The organism is Kribbella capetownensis (genome assembly GCF_004331485.1).
GTDB classification, from domain to species: Bacteria; Actinomycetota; Actinomycetes; order Propionibacteriales; family Kribbellaceae; genus Kribbella; species Kribbella capetownensis.
Window position 1 is genome coordinate 666,857 of record NZ_SJKD01000004.1, and the last position, 17,493, is coordinate 684,349.

The following is a 17,493-nucleotide window of genomic DNA, read 5'->3' on the forward strand; positions in this document are numbered from 1 at the left end:
GCGACATCCTTCATCGGTCGGCCGGTCTGATGGAATGGGCCGATGACCACGACAGACTCCCGTCCGACGCTGCGGTTCGAGGATCCGGAGAGCCAGGCGCTGTACGGGGCGATCTACCCGGCGGCGCTCGAGAACCTGCTGGTGACCAACACCGTTCGGTTCGGCGATGTCCACTCCAGGAGCGGGCTGATGGATCCGGCGGTCGGCATGGTCCGGGCCGGCGGCGGCTACGAGCAGCCGTGGACCCGGGATGCGACGATCAACAGCTGGAACGCGACGAGCTTGCTGGCGCCGGCGCTGGCCGCGAACACGCTGTGGGCGGTGGTCGAGAAGGATGCCGCGGGCAAGCTCAGGGTGCAGCAGGACAGCCAGCAGTGGGATCAGGTGGTGTGGACCGTCGGCGCCTGGCACCACTATCTGGTGACCGGCGACCGGAACTTCCTGCAGACTGCGTACGACGTCGTCACGAACACCCTCGCTCTGCGCGAGCAAGCCGCGGTCTTCGGCCCTGACGCGCGCTACGGCCTGTTCACCGGTCCGTCGTTCTTCAACGACGGCGTCTCCGGTTTCCCTGCACCGACGGCGGACGAGGGCGAGTCGCGGGGGAGCGAGAGTACGTCGTACCCGGATGTCGTCTCGGCGATGTACCTGAGCACCAACGCGCTGTACTACGCGGCCTACTCGCGCGCGGCCGAGATGGCGGACACGCTCGGCCGGCCGGCTGATGGTCACCGCGCCAAGGCGGTGGCGATCAGGCAGGCCGTCAATGAACACTTCTGGAATCCACGGACCGGAAGCTACAACTACCAGCTCACGGCCGACGGATCGCCGGGCGCCTACCAGGAAGGTACGGGGCTGGCGTTCGCGCTGCTCTTCGGGATCGCGGACGGCGCACAAGCCAGTGCCCTGATCTCGAACGCGCATCGGATGAGATGGGGAATGCCAGACACCTATCCGCAGTGGGACAGATACTCCAGCGCGGAGCCCGGACGGCACAACGCGATCGTCTGGCCGCTCGTACAAGGACTCTGGGCGAAGGGCCTGGCCAGGCACGGGGAGGTGGAGGGGTTCGCGACCGAGACCAGGCTGCTGGCGGAGCTGGTCAGGGACAGCGGCGGTTTCTGGGAGATCTACGACGGGAACTCCGGTGCCGTCGAGGGCGGCTACCAGGGCGCAACCGGCGTACTGAAACGCCGCTGGGACTCGGAGCCCGACCAGACCTGGTCGGCGACGGCGTTCATCGACATGATGCACACCGGCCTGTTCGGGATGGTGTTCGACGACCGCGGCCTCACCTTCGCGCCGGCCCTCCCCTCCGGCTGGGGCGATGTCACGTTGAGCGGCTTGCGGTACCGCGACGCCGGCCTGACGATGACACTTCGCGGTGCGGGCAAGGTCATCCGCTCGTTCGAGCTCGACGGCAGCCCGTGCGGGGAGTTCGGCATACCCGCCTCCCTGCACGGAGACCACACGATCGAGATCACCCTGGACACGTGACCGTGACCTTGCCCCCATGGCCTCCGATGAGGGATCGGTCAGACGGCCAATCCAGCGCCGCCGGACACCACGATCTCTTGTCCGGTGACGTACGCGGCTCCGTCCGAGGCCAGGAACGCAACGGTCTCGGCAATGTCTTCAGGCCTGCCGAGGCGACCAAAGGGGTTCTTCATTGCCGTCGCGGCCAGCATCGCGGCGATCTGATCGGATCCCATTCCGGGTGTGGCCCGCAGCATGGGGGTGTCGGTGTATCCCGGGCTGACCGCGTTGATTCGGATGCGGCGTGGGGCGAGCTCCAGGGCGAGTGTCGGGATCATCGTCAGCAGCGCGCCTCGTGATCCTGCTGTGAGACTGTTGCCGGTCAGGCCGCGCGTCGCGCCGATCCCCACGGTGACAATGATCGAAGCGCCGTCGGACAGCAGCGGCAGCGTTTTGACCAGAGTGAAGAATTGTCCTTTGGTGTTGACGGTGAACACCTCGTCGAAGGTGGCTTCGTCGCAGGCGTCCAGCGTCACGGGACGGCTGACGCCGGCGTTCAGGAATAACGTTGTCAGAGTCCCGAATCGTTCGCGGACTTCGGACACCACCTCGTCAGTGTCAACCAGCGAGCCCGCGTCAGCCTGCAAGACCAGGACGCCCTCGGGTAGCTCCTCGCGCGCCCGAGTGACGCTCTCCGGGCGTTGTCCGGTGACCGCGACCTGGTAGCCGCGGCTGTGCAGCACCTCCGCGGTCGCTTTCCCGATCCCGCTGGTGCCGCCCGTGATCAGGGCTGCACGTGCCGACATGGTGATCACTCCACATTCGTTGTCCTGCGTGCTCGTCATGCACAATAGAGGACTATTGGGTCCATTGAGAGATCGACAAGCATCGGCTGCTGTGCATGTGGTCGAGAAATCGGCTGGTGGTGGGCCCAGCTCCTTCTGGACGATGTAGGCCACTCTTGCGATGCTTGCCAGGTGACCATGACTCGCACCGGAAAGCGCGCGACCGAAGAACAGCGCGCCGCGGCCAGGTACTTGGGCTCGCTCGGCGACCCACTCGCCTCGTGGGTGCAGTCGACGGGGCCGATCGATGCGTATGAGATGCATGTCCCCGTCGAGGTCCGCAGTCCGCTCGAATGGTTCTCCTTCGCCATCGTCTCGCGGCAACTCACCAGGGCAACGGCCGTCGCCATCTACAACCGACTTGTGGCTCAACTGGGCGGTTCGATCACCGCCGCGCGTGTCATCGCGACCGACGAGCGGAGCATGCGCGACGTCGGCGTGTCCTACCGGAAGGCCAGGACGATCCGCGGGCTCGCTGAACTCGCGGGTGACGGCCTGCTGGAGCCGGACAAGCTCGCGGCTCTGCCGGATGCCGAAATTCAGAGCGAACTCGTGGCCGTGCCGGGTATCGGTCCATCGTCGGCGCAGAGATTCATGATGCTGTACCTGCACCGACCGGACATCTTCCCTGCCGGCGACCTCACTGTGCGCGCGGCACTCACGGCACTCGACAGGCTGGAGCAGACGATCACACCGAGGGTTGCGGAGCAACGCAGTGAGCTGTGGCGGCCATATCGGTCCTACGCGACGTCGTACCTGTGGGGCTATCTGTGGGAGATTCATCCGCCCGTCTAGCGGTTGGTGGGGCGTAGGCCGGAGACGGTGGACACCATCCGGTAGTGGCGCGGTGTTGCCTTGAAACGTTCGTTGAACAGTCGGTAGAAGTGGCTGAGCGAGGGAAAGCCACACTCGGCCGCCACAGCTGCGATCGGGCGATCCGTCATCCGCAGCATCGCGGCCGCCCGGTTCAGCCGGACCTGGTTGACCATCTCGGTCGCCGTCTGCCCGCTGCCGGCCTGGATGACCCGGTTGACGTGCTCCCGGCTGCGGCCGGCCAGCCCCGCCAGTCCGGTGACGCCCGCGGTCAGCGCGACCGGGTCGTCGGCGAAACGGCTGAGTGCCTCGGTCAGCCACAGCGGCAGCCCGTCTCCGGCCGGGCGGCCGATCAGGTCGCACAGCAACTCGAGCAGGAACCGTTCCAGCTGTAACCGGCCGGCGGGGCCGGAGACCAGGACGGACGACAGTTCGGTGAGCCGCCGCAGCCGGACGCTGTCGAGCCGGTGTGTCTTCGGCAGGCCGCCGGCCGACCAGGCCCAGTCCGCCGGGTCGAAGTACCTGGCCTCGAGGGCTCTGAGCGTCTCGCTCGGGAACGACACGGCCACCTGCGCGAACGAGCGGCCGGGCACGGGCCGGAACAGATGGATGTCGTCGGGCCGGATGAACACCACGTCGCCCGCCTCGAGCAGTTGGCGCGTGCCGCCCACCACGTGCTGGAGCACGCCGTACTCGATCCAGGTCAGCTCAGCGAAGTCGTCGTGCGTGTGCAGCCGGCCGACGAACCGGACGGCCTCCGTACGGCGGCCGACGTAGTACGTCTCGCCCGCCGCGACGTAGTCCTCCAAGTGCAGCAGCGTCACGTCCGTGTCACTGGAGAGCAATTTTTGGTCCCTCGCCAGGAAGAAGCATCACTGTCGAGCATATAGCGTCGATCACGGGACAGCAGCGGAAGGAGACCGTGATGCGGACCGTGAACCGGCAGTACGCCACCGACGGCTATGCGGTCTTCCGCGACGTGATCGACCCGGGCGTCGTCGAGGCGGCCAACGCGCACGTCGACTGGCTGCTCGCCCGGCACCCCGAGCTCACCCCGGAGCAGCTGGGACACCGGCTCGCCCGCGACGACCCGTTCTGGATCCGGCTCGTCTCCGACCACCGCCTGCTCGACGTCGCGCAGCAGTTCGTCGGCCCGGACATCGCCTTGTTCGCCACGCACTACCTGTGCAAGCCGCCGAAGCGCGGCAAGGGTGTCGAGTGGCATCAGGACGGAGCGTTCTGGCCCCTCGAACCGATGAACGTCGTGACGCTCTGGCTCGCCCTCACCGACTCCGATGCGGACAACGGGTGCCTGCGCGTCCTGCCGGGATCGCACCGCTGGGAGCTGGAGCAGATGAAGCAGTCCGATCCCGACAGCGTGCTCCGCCACCGGATCGACGCCGACATCGACGAGAGCTCCGCGGTGGACGTGGTGATGCAAGCCGGAGATGTCGAGGTGCACCACCCGAACATCGTGCACAGCTCGAGGCCGAACCGGTCGGACCGGTGGCGCAGAGCTCTGACCATCCGCTACATCCCGACCAGCACGCGGATCACCAGGCCGGACGAGGCGTCGCCGTTCCACCTGCGCGGCGAGTGCGTGCCAGGCCTCAACAACTACCTCGAGCCGCCTCCCTTTCGTCGTGGCGATCACTTCCCGACCGGCGAGGCTGGCCGCGGGTGCTGACTGCGTACGGTCACTCCTGGGTCTTCGGGACCGGGGCACGGCGGCACAGCGACGGGTTCGTGCAACAGGCCGCGCGACGGCTCGGCCACCGACTGGACAACCAGGCCGAAAGCGGGAGCCTGAGCACGGAGACGGCCCGGCTCGTCGTCGCCCGGCCACCCGGTCCTGCCGACGTCTACGTGCTGATGACCGGTTTCAACGACGCGCGGCTGCACGGTGCGGCTCCGGCCGGCCGGAGGCAGTACGAGGAATCGCTCGAGATCGTGGTGCACGCCTTGCACAAGGCGGACCCGCGGGCCGTGACACTGGCGATCGAGCAGCCCCACATCCAGGACTACTCGGGTCATCCGCCGTACGACCAGGCGACGGACGCGATCGTCGACGAGTACAACGCCACCCTGCGGACCACCGTCGCGCGCTTCCCCTCGGCGCGCACGGTGGTCGTCGACGGCTGGGACGTCACGTCGATGCTTGCCGACGACAACGTCCACCCGAACGTCCGCGGACACGCCGTCCTGGCGCGATCACTGGTCCGGGCGATGACTGCTGTGGTGCGGAAGGACGGTGCCCGATGACAGGCCAGGATCTCGAACTCCAGGTCCGGCGGCTGCTGGAGAGCCACTGGGACGAGGCCCGCGGGTACTGCGTCCCCAACCCCACGACGTACCCGCATCTGTGGCTGTGGGACTCCTGCTTCCACGCGATCATCTGGGCCCACCTCGGTGACGATCGCGCACTGCGTGAGCTCGACGCCACGCTGGCCGGCCAACTGCCCAGCGGACTCGTCCCGCACATGAGGTACGGCGGCCGTCGCGCCGACTCATGGTTGGGTCCACTCGACAACACCTCGTCACTCACTCAGCCGCCGATGTTCGGCCACGCGGCCAAGGTGCTGAGCTCGCGCGGGTTCGTGCCGTCGGCGGAGACACTGGACCGGGCCCGGCGCGGACTCGATTGGCTGTGGCGGACGCGGCGTACCGACGACGGCCTCATCTACGTCGTTCATCCGTGGGAAGCGGGCAACGATCACAGTCCACGATGGGACGACTTCGGAGCCCCGGGCCGTACGCCGGACAACTACAGCCGGCCGGCACGGACAGCCTGGAACAAGGCCCGCGTCCACGACATCACCTTCGACAGCGACGGCGGCGCGCAGTGGTCGACCTCGTTCGTCGCCTGCCCGGCCGCTTTCAATGCGTATGTCGCCTTCAATCTGGCCGAACTGGCGGAGTTGCTCGGCGACCAGGAACTGGCCGACCGGGCCGCGCAGCTGAGCGAGACGATCGACAACCTCCTGTGGGACGAGGAGGAGCAACTGTGGTCCGATCTGCCAATTGTCGGCGGCGGCTCCTCCGCCAGGGTGCCGACCAGCGACGGCCTGATGCCTGCCCTCGTCACCCAGGACCGGGCCAAGGCGCTCGCAGCGCTGGGCCAACTCGACGATCCCGACCGGTTCGGCGCGCCGTACGGTCCGGCGAACGTCGCCCGCACCCATCCGTCGTACGACCCGCAGACGTACTGGCGTGGACCCGCCTGGCCACCGCTGAACTACCTGTTCTGGCTGGCGGCCCGGAGATGGGAACTGGACGGTGCCGCGCACACACTGGCGGACCGCTCGATCGACGGCGCCCTGCAGAGCGGGTGGGCCGAGTACTGGAATCCCGAGAACGGCGCCGGCCTCGGCGCCGCCCCGCAGACCTGGACCGGTCTGGTGATCGCCCTGCGTGACCCGAGCATACTTGCCCAAGGCATCGGTCACGCGTCCCCGAACGAAGGAGTGATCGAACGATGAGAGCGCGCAAAGTCCTGGCGGGGGCGGCGATCGTGCTGGCCACGGCCGTGGTCGCCACCGCCTGCGGCGGCAAGCCGGACACCGGTGGCGCCACCACCGGCGAGCTCGGCTTCGCCCACAACAAGCCCTGGAACTTCGACGCCTTCTCCAAGATCTCGAAGCAGGACATCGACATCAGCCTGAAGAGCACGCAGTACTCCGGCGATCCGTACCGGGCCTTCATCCGGCAGTCCTTCCGGACCAAGGAGAGCCCGGGGCTGTTCACCTGGGAGGTCAGTACGGCGCTCGACGAGCTCGCGGAGCAGGGCGTCATCGCGGAGACGACCGACCTGTGGACGGAGGCCGTCGACAAGGGCTACGTGACCGATGCGGTGCGCCAGTTGTACACGGTGAACGGGAAGCAGTACTGCACGCCGATCAGCGTCGACGACTGGGTGATGTTCTACAACAAGTCGGTCTTCACGAAGTACCACCTGACCGTCCCGACGACCTGGGACCAGCTGATGCAGGTCGCGGCGACCCTCAAGCAGCACGGTGTGACGCCGTTCTGGAACCAGACCAAGAACTTCTCGTTCGTGTGGTTCCAGACCCTGCTGGCCGGGACCGACCTGCAGCTGTACAACGATCTGTCGACCGGCAAGGCGAAGTACACCGACCCGCGGGTGGTCGCGGTGATGAACAGCTGGCTCGACCTGCAGACGAAGGGGTACTTCAACGACCCCGGCCAGACCGACTTCGCCCGCGACCTGATGCGTGAGGGCAAGATCGCGATGGCGCCGGAAGGCACCTGGTTCACCGCCGACGCCGCCCTGGCCGGCATGACGATGGGCAAGGACGTCGACATGTTCGTGATCCCGGCGGTCAGGCCCGGCGCGGCCACGCCGATCGCGATCGAGACCGCACCGGTCTGCGTCGGCGAGAGCTCGAAGCAGAAGGCCCTGGGCCTGAAGTTCTCCCAGTGGTGGATGTCCCCGCAGGGTCAGCAGCCGTGGGTGAAGCAGCAGGGCAACCTGCCGTTCACCCCGGACGCCGAGGCGCCGACGCCGCAGATGAAGACCCTGAAGACGACGCTTGCCGCAGGCAAGTACGAGTTCTACAACCGGTACTTCGAGGCGACGCCGGTGCCGATCCGGACGGTCGCGCTGGAGCAGTTCAGTGCGTTCCTGACCAACCGCGGCGACCCGATGCCTTACCTGACGGCGATCCAGGCCGCGGCCGACGAGTACTGGGCCGGGCGATAGCAGCGTGAATCGGTCCGGCGCGACGTCGTACCAGGGCCAGGCTCGGGGCTTCCTCCTCCCGAGCCTCGCCCTGGTGCTGCTGGTCTTCTATCTTCCGGTTCTGTACACCTTCTACCTGAGCTTCACGAAGTACAACGGACTTGGTACGCCGGAGTTCGTCGGCCTGGAGAACTTCGCGTCGATGTTCGAGGACTCCGCGTTCCTGGACGCGGTGCGGAACACGGCGATCTGGGTCGTCGGCACGCTGGTCCTCCCGGTCGGACTCGGCCTGCTGGTCGCAGTTCTGGCGTACGGATTCCGGGGGAGTGGCTGGCTTCGCCTGCCGTTCCTCGTCCCCTATGCGCTGTCCGGTGTGGCCGTCGGCGTCATCTGGAGCTTCATGCTGGGGTCGGGCGGCGCGCTCACCCAGGCGCTGCAGTTCCTGAACCTGCCGGGTACCGAGCTTCGCTGGCTCCAGGACTCGCCGCTGAACACCATCGTCATGGTGATCGCCGCGTCCTGGCAGGGCGTCGGCGTCAACGCGCTGCTGTTCACCGTCGGCCTGCAGTCGATCCCGAAGGAACCGCTGGAGGCGGCCAGGATCGACGGAGCGACCGGGTTGCGGCTGTTCAGCCACATCACCTGGCCCCTCCTCCGGCCGTCCACGACGGTGGTCGTGGGCCTGTCGATCGTCAACGGCCTGAAGACCTTCGACATCGTCCAGGCGATGACCCAGGGCGGACCAGCGCGCTCGTCCGAAACGCTGGCCCTGACGATGTACCGCGACACCTTCGTCAACAGTGACTACGGCCTGGGCTCCGCGGTGGCGATCTTCCTCAGCATCGTGACCGTCGGCGCTTCCATCATCTATCTGCGCAGGCAACTGAGCCTGAGCAGCAGCAGTCTGGGAGGTGGCAAGTGACGCCTTCACGCACCGGGATCATCATCCGCGTGACAGTGCTGTCGCTGCTGGGTGCCCTGTGGCTCGTGCCGGTCTATCTGCTGCTGGCCAACGCCGGCAAGACGGTCCAGAACTACTCCGGTTCCACGTTGTGGCGGCCCGGCTCACTCGGAGACCTGTGGGACAACCTCAGCCACGTGGCGACGGGCACCGACATCCCACGCGCGCTGGTGAACACGGCGATCTACAGCATGGTGGCGCCGGCGATCGCCGTCGTTCTGGGAGCGACCGTCGGCTTCGCCGTAATGGTTCTCAAGCTGCGTCACGGCTTCCTGTGGTTCTTCGTCATCTACTGCGGGTCGGTGTTCCCGCTGCAGATGCTGGTGATCCCGTTGTTCGACAGCTACTCCCGGCTCGGGCTGTACGACTCGCTGACGGGAATGGTGCTGATCTACTCCATCGTCTGCCTGCCGTTCTCGGCGTTCGTGATGCGCAACTTCTTCGCCGGCATCGCCGAATCCGTCTTCGAGGCCGCGGTCGTCGACGGGGCGAAGACCGTACGGATCTTCACCAGGATCTACCTGCCGATGTCGTCCAGTGCCCTGGCCGTCGTCTTCATCCTGCAGGCGACCTGGGTGTGGAACGACCTCCTGCTCGGCCTCATCCTGACCCAGAGCGACACCACCCGCCCGGTCATGCCGGTCCTCACCGGGTTGCAGTCCACCGAAGGCGGCGGCGCCAGCTATACCGTGGTCCTGGCGGCCGCGATCCTCGTCTCGTTGCCGACAGCACTGTTGTTCCTGGTCTCGCAGCGCTACTTCGCGAAGGGCCTGGCGCTCGGCCAATACTGACCCATCTCGAGGAAGCTGATGACAGACAACGCGGTACGTGTGCTGGAGGAGAACTGGACCGGACACTCGACGGTTCCGTCGCGGGCGTTGTATCCGCATCAGTGGAGCTGGGACTCGGCGTTCATCGCCATCGGGCTGCGGCATGTGTCGATCGGTCGGGCCCAGACCGAGTTGGAGTCGCTGCTGCGGGCGCAATGGCCGGACGGGCGGATTCCGCACATTGCGTTCGCACCGAGTGTGCCGCGCGACGCCTACTTCCCGGGACCGGACTTCTGGCAGGCCCGGTTGGCTGACGGGACCGAGACTTCGGGGATCGTCCAGCCGCCGATCCATGCGTTGGCGGCGTGGTTGACGTACCAGGCCGATCCGTCGGACTCGGTGGGCTTCCTCGAGCGGATCTACCCGAGGCTGGTCGCGTGGCACGGATACCTGCGCGACCGCCGTACGTTCGGTGGCGGAGGACTGGTCGCGATCGTGCACCCATGGGAGTCCGGGATGGACAACAGTCCGGCCTGGGACCTGCCGCTCGCGCGGGTCAGTCCGGCGCCGGCCGGCTCGTTCACCAGGCGCGACACCGACCATGCCGCCGGTGCCGATCGGCCGACTGATCTGGACTACGGGCGGTACGTCCAGCTCGCCGCGACGTACCGCGATCACGGCTACGGCGATCGGGAGACGCCGCACGCCTTCGCCGTTGAAGACCCTTGCTTCAACGCGCTGCTCATCTCCTCCGAGCATGCGCTGGCCGAGATCGCCGAGGTGCTCGGTCGTGACCCCGAGCCTCATCGCCGCTACGCGGCCGCGCTCACCGAGGCCCTGGTTGAGCGGCTGTTCGAGGACGGGATCTTCCGGTCGCGCGACGTACTGTCGGGGGACCTGATTCCTTCGGACACCGTGGCCGGCCTGATTCCGCTCGTGGTCCCCGGGCTGCCGGTCGCCGACGAACTCCTCGCGACGGCTCTCGGCCCGCGCTTCCGCCTCGGCGAGACCCGACTCGTGCCCAGCTACGACCTCACCGCTCCAGACTTCGATCCCGGCCGCTACTGGCGCGGCCCCAGCTGGTTCAACACCGCCTGGCTGATCCACCGCGGCCTGATCAACCTGAACCAGACCGGCTACGCCGAGGCCCTCCGGGCGGACTTCCTGACCCTCGCCGAATCCACCGGCTACACCGAATACCTCAACCCCTTCACGGCCACCCCCCACGGAGCCCAAAACTTCAGCTGGACCGCAGCCCTGACCATCGACCTCAAGTCGTATGAACGCGGCTAAGGGACCTGGCCGGCGAGGGATAGGTCGTGGTGCTTTGGGAACATGCTGGTCATGAGACCGTCGGCTCGCTTGCGGGCGCGTTCGCGCTTGCGGCCGTCGGCTGGGTCGGCTGACCTGCCATCAGTCGGGGGTGGGGCTCTTGAGTGGTGTGGTTGCTGGGCCGTCCAGGACTGCGCCGTTCGGGGCGAAGCGAGATCCGTGGCAGTTGCAGTCCCAGGTGGCGTCGCCTTGGTTCCAGCGCAGTGGGCAGCCAAGGTGAGAGCAGACCGGTACGACGGTGTGGAGGTTGCCGTCGCGGTCGCGGTAGGCGCCGATGGTTCCGTCGTCGGTATCGAACAGACCACCTTCGCCGATCTCGATGTGATCGAGTCCAGGCCCGAGAAGGCGGCGCAGATGGCCGGCGGCGAACTCCTTGCCGACCTTCAGATTGTCCTTGACCAAGTTCGCCACCGCTGTGGCGTCACCGATGCGTCCGGCGTCGTACAGCCCGCTCCAGGTGTTGTCCTTCCCCAGCACCGCGTCGCGCAAAATACCGGCGGCAACGGTTCCGTTGCTGAGTCCCCACTTGTGCATGCCGGTGGCAACCAGGATCGGTGAGCCCGGCGCCTTTCCGACGTACGGGAGCTGGTCCGGCGTGCTGTAGTCCTGCGCGGACCACCGGTACTCGGGCTGGGCTCGGAAGTTCCACAGCGAGCCGACCCAGTCGATCAGGCTCTGAAACGCGCTGCTCGTGTCTGTTCGGTCGCCGGTTTCGTGGTCGCCGCCGACCACGATCAACCCGTTCGGACCACCGCCGGGCCATGGACGGGTGGACCGGACCGGTTCGTCGGCCGAGATCGTCATCCCGGCCGGCGCCTGGACCGGCAGATGGAGGGCGATGCCATGCGACTGATGAGGCCTGGTACGGGCGAAGTACCCACCGGTCAGGCCGATCGGAAGCAGAGTCGCCAGGATTGCGTGGGCGGCGCGCACGGCAGGTCCCGAGCTGGTCTCCGCGCGGATCCTGTCGTCGCCGGCGTCCAGTTCCACCACCCGGCTGTTGTCGAAGATTCGTCCGCCCGCACGCGTGAAGGCCTCGGCCAGGCCGGCCAGATAGCGACCGGGATGCAGCTGCAACTGGTCGTCGAACCTAACGACCTCGGTCGCGGCGAGCGGAAGACCCAGCTCTTGCGAATCGACAGAGTGCGCCGGAAGCCCGAGCGCCGCTGCGACCTCGGCCTCGCGGCGCAGATCCGCCGTGCCGGTGGAGTAGAGATAAGCGGGTGTTCGGGTGAGTTCGCAGTCGATGCCGAGTCGCTGAACGACCTCGGCGACCTCTTCGACGGCGCTCTGGTTCGCGTCCGCGTACTGCCGCGCGGTGTCGGCCCCGTGCCGGTCAAACAGCCCCGCGTACATCGCCCCGTGCTGGGACGTCACCTTGCCGGTCGTGTTTCCACTTGTTCTGGCCCCGATTCGCGCGCCCTCGAGCACGACGACGTCGGCGCCCTGCTCCTGCAGGTAGAAAGCAGTGGTCAGTCCTATCAGACCCCCGCCGACCACCACCACGTCGGCGTCGAGGTCGCTGCGGAGTACGTCGTACTCCGGCATGGTCGTCGTCGCCAGCCACACCGAGCCATGGATCGTCATGCCGGCCCGGTACCCGCGCACGCGCCGGCTACGCCGGGGCGCCTGGATCGAGGTCGGCGGTGACGGGTACTGGCCGCTTGGGGTGCTGGGTACAGAGGGGCATGGGCGTTGATCGGGTGGCAGATATCTGGGGCGAGCGGTCGCCGCGCGCGCGAGACACCGCGTGGCCGATGGGGGACGGGTTCTCCACGCGCGGCCAGCTCTTCCTCGAGGACTACTACACGCTCGCGGTGATCGGTATGGCAGGACTCGGCACGCCGCACATGGATCGCGACCACCGGGCGTTCGCGGAACCACTTCCACACCAGTACGAAGACCGGGAGATCCCGCCGGCTGCGTGAGTCGGTGAGCCACGGCAGGGTGTGGTGTTCTTGCCGTTCCACTTCGGGTACTGGGACCTCCGTGATGGCCTACCGACCGCAGCGAACGAGTTGACGATGACGGAGTGGGACCCGGTGTCCAAACAACCGACGTACAAGCTCGCTGCGGTCCGAGTGCGGAAGGTGAGCTGACATGTATCTCTCGCTCTATCTCGGGCTGCTGGACCACGCCGGGCAAACACTCGCCGAGACCTTTGACGACGGCGAACAAGGCGAGCCCGAGCGGATGGCGGCGGAGTTCGGTGGTTCACGGTCTGGTGCAGTCGGGTTGTTGCGCGATCTCCAGGACCTGTACACCCTCGCATCGTTCGTCGACACCACCTGGACCGTCGTCAAGCAGGCAGCCCAGGGGTTACGAGACGAGGAACTGCTGAAGCTGGCCGGCAGCCGCGAGGCAGACACGTCGCATCAGCTCACCTGGCTGCAGACCCGGATCGGGCAGTCGGCTCCCCAAGACCTGATCGTCAGTTCATGAGCTCGAGTACTGCGACATACCGGACAACCGGCGGGCCGAACGACGAGGCAGCGAGGCTCGCGGATCTGATCGCGGACGCCGCCCGCGAGCGGGGATGCACAGTGGCTGTCGCGGAATCGCTGACGAGCGGAACCATCGCGTGCCGCCTGGGCGCGGCCCCGGATGCGAGTTCCTGGTTCGCCGGCGGCGTGATCGCCTACGCGTCCGAGGTCAAGTTCAAGGTGCTGGACGTTGCCCGTGGTCCGGTCGTGACGGCTCGGTGCGCGGTGCAGATGGCTCGCGGGGCCGCACTGCTACTGGGAGCTGACCTCGTCGTCGCGGTCACCGGGGTCGGAGGCCCGGAGCCGGACGAGGGGCACCCGGCTGGAACGGTCTACCTCGCCGTCGTTCGAGGGCCGGATGAGGACGTCGTTCACTATCGGTTCGACGGCGGGCCGACCGCCGTGGTCGAGGCCGCAACGGTTGCAGCCCTTCGGATGCTGTCGGCGGCGTTGCACGGCGAGTGAGCCGCCGTCGTCTGGTCGGCACGGTTCTGCAGCACCTTGTCGGTCACCAGATTCGGGTCTGGGTTAGCCAGGCCGCCCTCGGGCACTGGAGCGATATGACTGTGAAGCTGAACGAGAAGGCGTTCGAGCATGCGAAGTCCCTGATCAGGAAGAGTCAGACGACCAGAGACGAGCGGGACGACTGGAGCGAGCATGCGCCGACCGCCGATGAGCAGAACAAGTACCTGGACAAGCATGGCTGGTCCGACTACAGCCTGTGGTTCCTTGGCATCGACACCGAGCTCAGCGAAGAGACCAAGGGCCGTTACAAGTTCCCGTACGGCGACTTTCGCCGGGTGCACCGCTGCGGCGTCATCAGCGCCGAGTCCCGCGCCGCGCAGTACGACCACGACACCATCGCCAAGGCCTTGGCCGAACTCCACAAGCTCCTCGACGGCGACCACGCCTGATCGTCGGGATCTCGCAGACCGGCTTGGTGTGCCGACAACCTGGTAGGCCCGGCGCCCGTGTGGTGTGGTTACCTCGACACGGATCTCGGCACCTTGTACGAGAAACCGCTCGACTGCCTCACCGCGTCGTTCCGACCGCACCAGAGCGCCCAGTTCCTCGGCGGTCGGCAGGGGGCCGCGATCGCGGCCGACGACGTACGGCGGTTCGAAGACAACCAGGTGGGTGATGGCTGAACCGGCGGCGGCAGCCTCGAGTGCCAGCGAACCGCCTGAGGAACCGCCGAAAACAACGACCCGACCGCCGGCTGCTGTGATCAGCGCGTGGAGGTCATCGATCTCTCGTTGCGGCGCGTACGGCGCGGTGTGGCCGCTGTCGCCACGTCCACGCCGATCGTAGAGATAGGTCGTGCAATGGCCGGCCATGGCATCGGCGAGCCCGACCATCATCGAATCCTTCCGGTCGGCGAACGCGCCGGCAACGAGGATCACAGCCGGCCGGAGCCGGCGCGGTCGAAGGCGATCGTCGTACCGTCGCTCGAGAGGACGGTGTTCATGGCGTGCGATTCGCCGGCCGGTAGATGATCAGTTGTACGTCGGGGCCGGCCTTGCGCGTCTCAACCAGCGCGAAGTCACTCGATGCCACGCCGTTCTCGAACAGTTTCTTGCCCTGGCCGAGGACAACGGGATGGAGCATCAAACGGTATTCGTCGACGAGGTCCGCTTCGCGAAGGGCTGCGACAAGTGTGGCGCTGCCTGCGACGAGGATGTCGCCCTGGTATTGCGCCTTGAGGTTCGCCACGATGTCCGGGAGATCACCCGAGGCGATGGTCGTGTTCTTCCAGTTCGCCTGTGTCAGTGTGGTCGAAACGACGACCTTCGGCATGCTGTTCATCTTTGCGCCGAATTCGCCGGCAGCTTCCTCCATCGGCGGCCAGGCAGCGGCGAACGCCTCGTAGGTCACGCGGCCCAATAGTTGTACGTCGCTCGCCATCAACTCGTCGTACTTGAAGCGCTGTCCGTCCTCTGCCGGAAATCGGAAGGTCCAACCGCCGAAGCTGGTGCCTTCGCCGCCACCTGGGTCCTCTATGACTCCGTCGAGCGAGATGAACTCGCTGACCGCGACCTTTCCCATGGTCTGTTCCTTTCGCTGGGTGTGCCGTCGTCAGGAACCTACGGCAAGGCAACCGGGGCTGATGAGATCCAATTCAGGTGCTGGATTGTGGGCCAGTTCGCTCATGCCTTCGACGCTAGAAGCATCAGGTGGAGCACGATAACGTCCAATGTCATGGCTATCCAGTGGTCCGGTTTGGGTCCGGCCTTGCTGTTGCCGTTGGATCGGTCGCGGCCGGAGCCGTTGCGCGTGCAGCTGGAGACCGGCCTTCGGGAGGCTATCCGCGACGGTCGGCTGTCGATCGGTGAGCGACTCCCCTCCAGCAGGGAACTGGCACGGACGCTCGGTGTCTCCCGCGGTCTGGTCCAGGAGTGCTTCAGCCAACTACAGGCGGAGGGCTACCTAACCTCCCAGGTGGGTTCGGCGACGCGGGTGGCCGCGAACGCCCACAAGTCGCCCGACGGAAATACCGAGGTACGGCGCGACGCAGCAACGCATCCTCCGGAGCCTCGGTTGCTGGCGGATTTCCTTCCAGCCGTCCCGGACCTTGCGTCCTTCCCGCGCACCGATTGGGCCTGGGCGGTTCAGCAAGCCTGCCGGGATGCTCCCAACGCGGCATTGGGGTACGGCGATCACCAGGGAAACGAGGTATTGCGCAGCGTCCTCGCCGGCTACCTGGCCCGTGTCCGCGGAGCGGCGGCGCGACCGGAACGACTGGTCGTCTGTGCGGGTTTCTGTCAGGGACTGAATCTGGTTTTGAAGGCACTCGCAGACAAAGGAGTCACCAAAGTCGCATTCGAGGACCCGGGCTACGACGAGACGAGCACACTGGCGATGGCCTGGGCGGGGTTGACGGACCTTGTTCGGGTGCCGGTTGATTCGCAGGGGATCGATGTAGCCGCGCTGCGGGCCAGCGGCGCACAGGCCGTGGTCCTCACCCCAGCGCACCAATGGCCCACCGGGGTGGTCTTGTCACCGGAACGACGGCATGCGTTGGTGAACTGGGCGACCAGCACTGCCGGGTGGATCGTCGAGGACGACTACGATGCGGAGTTTCGCTACGACCGCGAACCGGTCGGTGTCGTCCAAGGTCTCGCTCCTGACCGGGTGTTCGCTGTTGGCACCGTGAGCAAGTCGCTCGCCCCTGCTGTTCGGCTGGGCTGGGTTCTGTGTCCTTCAACCATGCTCGAGGCTGTGGCTGATCAGAAGAACGCCCTGGATCGCGGCTGTCCGGGTATCGACCAACTCGCGCTCGCGCGCTTGATGGAGTCCGGTCGTTACGACCGGCACCTACGTAAGGCCCGCGCGATGTACGGCGCACGCCGGATGGTCCTGCTCGACGCTCTGTCCGAGCATGCCAAGGGGATGCCGGTGACCGGGCTTGCCGCCGGCTTTCACGCCGTCGCTCACCTCCCGGCCGACTTCGACGAGATCGAAGTACGAGCGGCTGCTCGAGCCCGGTCGGTGGGTCTGTACGGGATGAGCACCCAGCGATCGAGCCGAGCCACCACTCCGGGACAGCTCATCCTTGGATTCGGCAACGTCAGCGACCGCACGATCCGATCCGGAATCGCGAAGATTTCAGATCTCCTCATCTAGCGCAGCGCATTCTCCGGCGCGTGCGGACGGATCATCGCGTTTTCGTAAGGACGACGCTGCTGACAGACACAAACGTCAGCCAGAGACAACCGACTCGGGGACAGATCCTTACAGCCACGGTTGTCAGAGTTCTCCTGGCTGTGCCCCGAGCGCGCGTAACCACAGGTTGGAGGAGCGAGCCGATGAACACGCAAGACCAGGTGCCGGATGAGGAGGGCGACCCGTTGCTCGACGAGTTGGTGGTCGCGATCGAGGCCGACTTGGAGCTGATCGTCAACAGCAGAGCCGACGACGCCGATCCCGGAACTCCGGACCAGTGGCTGGACGACCCTGAGGAGGTCCAGGTGGAGGAGACTGACTTGCGCAGCTTGCTGAGTGCAGCCGAGGCCCTGGAACCTGATCGCCGCCACGACCCTGGAGACGCATCTTCGTCCTGACAGACACGCCGGTTACCCACCGGGCTTCTGCCAGTTGGGTGCACAGCCATTTG

Annotated in this window: 21 protein-coding genes and 1 pseudogene; 17 read left to right on the forward strand and 5 right to left on the reverse strand. The window is 66.7% G+C overall.

Annotated elements, in window-relative coordinates:
* The first annotated feature begins 42 nt into the window (after window positions 1–42).
* Entirely contained in the window at window positions 43–1,497 is a 1,455-nt protein-coding gene (locus E0H75_RS21385) for an MGH1-like glycoside hydrolase domain-containing protein (RefSeq protein ID WP_131515365.1), read from the forward strand.
* Window positions 1,498–1,535: 38 nt separating this feature from the next.
* Here the strand turns inward: E0H75_RS21385 and E0H75_RS21390 are convergent, their stop codons facing one another.
* Window positions 1,536–2,435, reverse strand: a complete 900-nt coding sequence (locus tag E0H75_RS21390; RefSeq protein ID WP_238163169.1) for an SDR family oxidoreductase — start codon at window positions 2,433–2,435, stop codon at window positions 1,536–1,538.
* A gap of 24 nt (window positions 2,436–2,459) precedes the next feature.
* Between E0H75_RS21390 and E0H75_RS21395 the strand changes: the two genes are divergently transcribed.
* On the forward strand, window positions 2,460–3,116 hold the full coding sequence (locus tag E0H75_RS21395; RefSeq protein WP_131515366.1) for a DNA-3-methyladenine glycosylase family protein: 657 nt from the start codon (window positions 2,460–2,462) through the stop codon (window positions 3,114–3,116).
* On the opposite strand, the gene E0H75_RS21400 is transcribed toward E0H75_RS21395, so the two are convergent.
* Window positions 3,113–3,958, reverse strand: coding sequence for a helix-turn-helix transcriptional regulator (locus E0H75_RS21400; RefSeq protein ID WP_131515367.1), 846 nt, complete (start codon window positions 3,956–3,958; stop codon window positions 3,113–3,115). The two genes, E0H75_RS21395 and E0H75_RS21400, sit on opposite strands and share 4 nt — an antisense overlap.
* Before the next feature lie 101 nt (window positions 3,959–4,059).
* On the opposite strand from E0H75_RS21400, the gene E0H75_RS21405 reads away from it, so the two are divergent.
* The 7 genes from E0H75_RS21405 to E0H75_RS21435 are packed head-to-tail and all read left to right on the forward strand — an operon-like array spanning window position 4,060 to window position 10,857.
* Window positions 4,060–4,821 (forward strand): phytanoyl-CoA dioxygenase family protein, encoded by a 762-nt coding sequence (locus E0H75_RS21405; RefSeq protein ID WP_131515368.1) that lies wholly within the window; start codon window positions 4,060–4,062, stop codon window positions 4,819–4,821.
* A complete protein-coding gene (locus E0H75_RS21410) occupies window positions 4,815–5,396 on the forward strand; it encodes an SGNH/GDSL hydrolase family protein (protein WP_165553909.1) in 582 nt (193 codons plus the stop codon). Before E0H75_RS21405 ends, E0H75_RS21410 begins: the two co-directional genes overlap by 7 nt.
* On the forward strand, window positions 5,393–6,613 hold the full coding sequence (locus tag E0H75_RS21415) for an MGH1-like glycoside hydrolase domain-containing protein (RefSeq protein WP_131515370.1): 1,221 nt from the start codon (window positions 5,393–5,395) through the stop codon (window positions 6,611–6,613). The genes E0H75_RS21410 and E0H75_RS21415 overlap by 4 nt, the downstream gene beginning before the upstream one ends.
* The gene (locus tag E0H75_RS21420) at window positions 6,610–7,854 is read left to right on the forward strand and encodes an ABC transporter substrate-binding protein (protein WP_131515371.1); all 1,245 of its coding nucleotides are present in this window, start codon (window positions 6,610–6,612) and stop codon (window positions 7,852–7,854) included. Before E0H75_RS21415 ends, E0H75_RS21420 begins: the two co-directional genes overlap by 4 nt.
* A gap of 4 nt (window positions 7,855–7,858) precedes the next feature.
* Window positions 7,859–8,755, forward strand: a complete 897-nt coding sequence (locus tag E0H75_RS21425) for a carbohydrate ABC transporter permease (RefSeq protein WP_131515372.1) — start codon at window positions 7,859–7,861, stop codon at window positions 8,753–8,755.
* Window positions 8,752–9,585 carry a carbohydrate ABC transporter permease gene (locus E0H75_RS21430; protein WP_131515373.1) on the forward strand — a complete coding sequence of 278 codons (834 nt, stop codon included), beginning with the start codon at window positions 8,752–8,754 and terminating at the stop codon, window positions 9,583–9,585. The genes E0H75_RS21425 and E0H75_RS21430 overlap by 4 nt, the downstream gene beginning before the upstream one ends.
* A gap of 18 nt (window positions 9,586–9,603) precedes the next feature.
* Window positions 9,604–10,857: an MGH1-like glycoside hydrolase domain-containing protein gene (locus E0H75_RS21435; RefSeq protein WP_131515374.1), complete on the forward strand. Its 1,254-nt coding sequence runs from the start codon at window positions 9,604–9,606 to the stop codon at window positions 10,855–10,857.
* A 120-nt stretch (window positions 10,858–10,977) separates the two neighbouring features.
* Here the strand turns inward: E0H75_RS21435 and E0H75_RS21440 are convergent, their stop codons facing one another.
* Window positions 10,978–12,483: an FAD-dependent oxidoreductase gene (locus E0H75_RS21440; RefSeq protein WP_131515375.1), complete on the reverse strand. Its 1,506-nt coding sequence runs from the start codon at window positions 12,481–12,483 to the stop codon at window positions 10,978–10,980.
* 101 nt (window positions 12,484–12,584) lie between these two features.
* Here E0H75_RS21440 and E0H75_RS43645 point away from each other — a divergent pair, with 101 nt between their 5' ends.
* The 6 genes from E0H75_RS43645 (at window position 12,585) to E0H75_RS44210 (ending at window position 14,527) form a co-directional block, all read left to right on the forward strand.
* Window positions 12,585–12,824 (forward strand): hypothetical protein, encoded by a 240-nt coding sequence (locus tag E0H75_RS43645; protein ID WP_202873088.1) that lies wholly within the window; start codon window positions 12,585–12,587, stop codon window positions 12,822–12,824.
* A 21-nt stretch (window positions 12,825–12,845) separates the two neighbouring features.
* Window positions 12,846–12,995: a hypothetical protein gene (locus tag E0H75_RS43650; RefSeq protein ID WP_420323298.1), complete on the forward strand. Its 150-nt coding sequence runs from the start codon at window positions 12,846–12,848 to the stop codon at window positions 12,993–12,995.
* Between the two features lies 1 nt (window position 12,996).
* Window positions 12,997–13,338: a hypothetical protein gene (locus tag E0H75_RS21450; RefSeq protein WP_131515376.1), complete on the forward strand. Its 342-nt coding sequence runs from the start codon at window positions 12,997–12,999 to the stop codon at window positions 13,336–13,338.
* On the forward strand, window positions 13,335–13,844 hold the full coding sequence (locus E0H75_RS21455) for a CinA family protein (protein ID WP_131515377.1): 510 nt from the start codon (window positions 13,335–13,337) through the stop codon (window positions 13,842–13,844). The genes E0H75_RS21450 and E0H75_RS21455 overlap by 4 nt, the downstream gene beginning before the upstream one ends.
* Window positions 13,845–13,939: 95 nt before the next feature.
* Complete coding sequence (locus tag E0H75_RS21460; RefSeq protein ID WP_131515378.1) at window positions 13,940–14,293, forward strand: hypothetical protein; 354 nt, start codon at window positions 13,940–13,942, stop codon at window positions 14,291–14,293.
* Between the two features lie 57 nt (window positions 14,294–14,350).
* Entirely contained in the window at window positions 14,351–14,527 is a 177-nt protein-coding gene (locus tag E0H75_RS44210; protein ID WP_238163170.1) for a hypothetical protein, read from the forward strand.
* Here E0H75_RS44210 and E0H75_RS45050 read toward each other — a convergent pair.
* Both E0H75_RS45050 and E0H75_RS21470 read right to left on the reverse strand, forming a co-directional pair.
* Window positions 14,453–14,740 (reverse strand): annotated as a pseudogene (locus tag E0H75_RS45050) (alpha/beta fold hydrolase); the annotation flags it as partial. The gene E0H75_RS44210 and the pseudogene E0H75_RS45050 sit on opposite strands and share 75 nt — an antisense overlap.
* 103 nt (window positions 14,741–14,843) lie before the next feature.
* Complete coding sequence (locus E0H75_RS21470; protein WP_238163186.1) at window positions 14,844–15,380, reverse strand: dihydrofolate reductase family protein; 537 nt, start codon at window positions 15,378–15,380, stop codon at window positions 14,844–14,846.
* On the opposite strand from E0H75_RS21470, the gene pdxR reads away from it, so the two are divergent.
* Both pdxR and E0H75_RS21480 read left to right on the forward strand, forming a co-directional pair.
* Window positions 15,267–17,003 carry a MocR-like pyridoxine biosynthesis transcription factor PdxR gene (gene pdxR, locus E0H75_RS21475; protein ID WP_238163172.1) on the forward strand — a complete coding sequence of 579 codons (1,737 nt, stop codon included), beginning with the start codon at window positions 15,267–15,269 and terminating at the stop codon, window positions 17,001–17,003. The genes E0H75_RS21470 and pdxR overlap by 114 nt on opposite strands.
* Before the next feature lie 182 nt (window positions 17,004–17,185).
* Window positions 17,186–17,440 (forward strand): hypothetical protein, encoded by a 255-nt coding sequence (locus E0H75_RS21480; RefSeq protein ID WP_131515381.1) that lies wholly within the window; start codon window positions 17,186–17,188, stop codon window positions 17,438–17,440.
* The last annotated feature ends 53 nt before the right edge of the window (window positions 17,441–17,493 follow it).